The organism is Aquipuribacter hungaricus, from assembly GCF_037860755.1.
Taxonomy (GTDB): Bacteria; Actinomycetota; Actinomycetes; order Actinomycetales; family JBBAYJ01; genus Aquipuribacter; species Aquipuribacter hungaricus.
Genome location: NZ_JBBEOI010000310.1, coordinates 1 through 3,563 on the forward strand (window position 1 = coordinate 1; position 3,563 = coordinate 3,563).

The window sequence follows — 3,563 nt, forward strand, 5'->3', positions numbered from 1 at the left end:
CCGACTGGGCGGACCCGGACCCCGCCCGCGTCCGGTCGGCCGCGGACCCCGACGCCGCGTGGGCGGTCGTGCGCGCCGCGCGCCAGGCCGCACTGCCGGACGGCCTGGCCGAGCAGCTGCTGGACGGCAGCACCCGCTCCGACGTCCTCGTCGTCGACGGTCCCGCGGCGGACCGGGTGTCCGGCCGGGACGTCGCGACCCTCGCGCAGGGCCGCTCGTCGGTCGTCCTGCCCGAGGAGGCCGTCCCGCTCAGCGACCCCTTCGCCCTCAGCTACACCCCCGACGCCGTCACGGAGGTCGACGCCGGTGGCAGCACCCTCACCGCCGTCCTCGCGGACGCGACCCTGGGTGCCGACACGGCCGCCGCGCTCGAGGGCTCGCCGCTGGCCCTCACCCGCGTCGTCGCCCGCCTGGCGACGACCACGCTGCAGCGGCCCAACGACCCCCGGCTGCTGGCCGTCACCCTCCCGGCGGACCTGTCCCCCGTGCCCGGGGCCGCCCAGCACGTCGCCGACGCGCTGTCGGGGACGCCGTGGGCGGACACGGTGAGCCTGTCGACCGCGCTGGGCACCCCGCCCTCGACCGAGCCCCGCGAGCCCCTGCCCGGCGGCCGGTCGCCGCAGGTGCCCGGGGTGGACGGGCTGCTGGAGGCGCTCGCCGACGCCCGCCAGGTCGCCGCCGCCGCGGCGGTCCCCGAGGACCCGGTGCAGGCCGCCGCCCTCGACCTGCGGGCCGCCGCCAGCCTCTCCCGGTCGACGCCCCCCGAAGCGCCCGCCGAGCTCGCGGCGCTCGTGCGGGAGCAGACCCGTGGCACCGTGGACGGGGTGCAGGTCGTGCCCGGGTCCCGCGTCACGCTCGTCGCCGCGGAGGCCGGGCTGCCCGTCACGGTCGTCAACGAGCTCGACACGGAGGTGAGCCTGGTGCTCGAGGTACGGTCCCGCTCGCCGCGCCTGCAGGTGCCGCAGGCCCGCGTGCCCGTCACGGTGCAGCCGGGCCAGCGGACCGTCGTCGACGTGCCCGTCGTCGCCGTCGCCTCCGGCGCCGCCGAGGTCGAGTCGCAGCTGACCACCGCCGACGGGCGGGCCTGGGGCCCGGTCTCCAGCGTCGACGTCACCGTCGCCACCCAGGCCGAGGGCCGGGCGCTCACCGTCGTGGGGGTGGTCGTCGCCGTCGTCTTCGTCGTCGGGGCCGCCCGGGCCTTCGTCCGCGACCGCCGCGGGCGCGAGCTCGTCGGCGCCGGGCCGGTCGAGCCGTGAGCGCCACCACGACGCCCCGCCCCCGCTCCGGGCTGGTGCGGGCCACCGCGGTCATGGCCAGCGGCAGCCTGGTCTCGCGGCTGCTCGGCCTGGCCAGCAAGTCGCTGCTCACGCTCCTCCTGGGCGCCTCCGCGGCCAACCTCGCCGCCAACGCCTTCGACGTCGCCAACAAGATGCCCAACCTCATCTACGCCCTCGTGGCCGGCGGCGCCCTCAACGCGGTGCTCGTGCCGCAGATCGTCCGTGCCGACAAGGACGGGGCCCGGGGGCGGGAGTTCCTCGACCGGCTGTTCACCATGGCCACCGTCGGCCTGCTCGGCCTCACCGTGGTGCTCACGCTGGCCGCGGGACCGCTCGTCGACCTCTACACCGGCGGCGAGTGGCGCGACCCGCAGCGCGACCTCGGGGTCGCCTTCGCGCTGTGGTGCATCCCGCAGCTGTTCTTCTACGGCATGTACACGCTGTTCGGGCAGCTGCTCAACGCCCGCGGCTCCTTCGGCCCCTACACCTGGGCGCCCGTGGTGAACAACGTGTTCGCCATCGGCGGCCTCGTCGCCTTCCTCGCGCTGTACGGGCAGCAGCGGGTGACGGACCTGTCGACGTGGACCCCGGCGATGGTGGCGCTGCTCGCGGGGACCGCCACCGCCGGCGTCGCCGCCCAGGCCCTGGTCCTCGTGCTGCCGCTGCGCCGGATCGGCTTCTCGTGGCGTCCCCGGTGGGGGCTGCGCGGTGTCGGGTTCCGGGCCGCGGGCACGGTGGCGGGCTGGACCTTCGGCGGCATCGTCGTCAGCCAGCTCGTGTTCCTGCTCGTGTCCCGGGTCGGCGCCGCGGCCCAGTCCGAGACCGAAGGGACCGCGCTCGCCGCGGTCACCGCGTCGAACACCGCATGGACCCTGGCGTTCCTGCTCTACATGCTCCCCCACGGGCTGCTCGCGGTGAGCCTGGTCACCGCGGTCTTCACGCGGGTCTCGCGCGCCGCCCACGAGGGGGACACCGCCGCCGTCGCCTCGGTCACGGCCACCCAGATGCGGGTGCTCCTGGTCGGCATGCTGCTGCCCGCGGCGGGGCTCGTCGTCCTCGGCCCCGCCATCACGACCCTGCTCTTCCAGCAGACCTCCGAGGAGGCCGCGGTCGTCGGCCGCGTCGTCATCGCGATGGCGCTCGGGCTGCCGTTCTTCAGCGTCCTGTACCTCGTGCGGCGCGTGTTCTACGCCTTCGAGGACGGCCGGACCCCGTTCCTCGTCACGCTGGTCACCGCCGGGGTGTGGGCGGCGGGCACGGTCGTGCTGCCGACCCTGCTGCCCCCGACCTGGTGGGTGCCGGCGGTGGCCGCGTCGATGAGTGCCGGCGAGGTGGCCGGGCTCGCCGCGGCCGTCGTCCTGCTGCACCGACGGATGGGCGGCGGGCTCGAGGTCCGCCGCTGGCTGTGGGTGCTCGTCCGCGCCCTGCTCGTCCTCGCCGTCGTCGCCCCGCTGGCGCACCTGGCCGCGCAGGCCACGGGCGGGGTGGGCTCCGCGGGCGAGGCGCTGGTCTCGGTGGTCGTCGGCGGGGCGGTCCTCGTCGTCGGGTACGTGCTGGGGACGGTGCTCCTGCGGGTGCGCGAGAGCCGCGAGCTGGTGGCGCTCGTGGCCGGCCGGCTCGGCCGTGCGGGTGGCAGGGCCTCAAGCCGCACCTAGGGCGTGCCGACCCTCGCTGCATGCGTCCTCTCCCGGCCGGCGGCGCCTCCGGCACCGGCGACCGCGGCGACATCGTCGTCGGGTGGCTCGCCCGCCTCGTCGGGGTGCTGGCCCTGGTGGGCGTGCTCGCCTTCGACGGCATCTCCCTCGGAGTCGCCCGGCTCGGCGCCACCGACCAGGCGGCCGCCGGTGCGCGCGCCGCCGCCACCGCGCTGGTCGCCGGCGGGAGCAACCAGGCGGCCTACGACGCCGCCGCGCAGACCGTGCTCGGCGAGCAGCCCCTGCTCGAGCTGCCCGTCGAGGGCTTCGCCGTCGGCGCCGACCGCTCGGTCACCGTCACCGTCCGCCGCGACGTCCCGACCCTCGTCCTGGGGTACGTCCCCGGCAGCGAGCGCTGGCTCAGCGTGCAGGCCTCCTCGACGCACGCGACCGGCTGACGGCCGTGGCCCGGCACCCGCTCCCGCGCCCGTCCTCCCGGTCCTCCGCCGCACCGTCCGTGCGGTCGTCCGCACGCCCCTCCGCACGCCCGTCCATGACCCTGAGCGCCCGCGCCACGGGTGCCGCGCTCGCCGCCGTGCTCGCGGTCCTCGTCGCCGCCCCCGCGACGGCCGCCCCTGCCCCGTCGCCCGCC

Annotated in this window: 3 protein-coding genes; all 3 read left to right on the plus strand. The window is 77.2% G+C overall.

Features of this window, described 5'->3' with window-relative positions; genetic code table 11:
• Positions 1–1,256, plus strand: a 1,256-nt coding sequence (locus tag WCS02_RS18725) for a DUF6049 family protein (protein ID WP_340295802.1), incomplete at its 5' end; no start/stop codon positions are given.
• Positions 1,253–2,932, plus strand: coding sequence for a murein biosynthesis integral membrane protein MurJ (murJ, locus tag WCS02_RS18730; protein ID WP_340295803.1), 1,680 nt, complete (start codon positions 1,253–1,255; stop codon positions 2,930–2,932). The genes WCS02_RS18725 and murJ, both read left to right, overlap by 4 nt.
• Positions 2,933–2,952: 20 nt before the next feature.
• Entirely contained in the window at positions 2,953–3,369 is a 417-nt protein-coding gene (locus WCS02_RS18735) for a hypothetical protein (protein ID WP_340295804.1), read from the plus strand.
• The last annotated feature ends 194 nt before the right edge of the window (positions 3,370–3,563 follow it).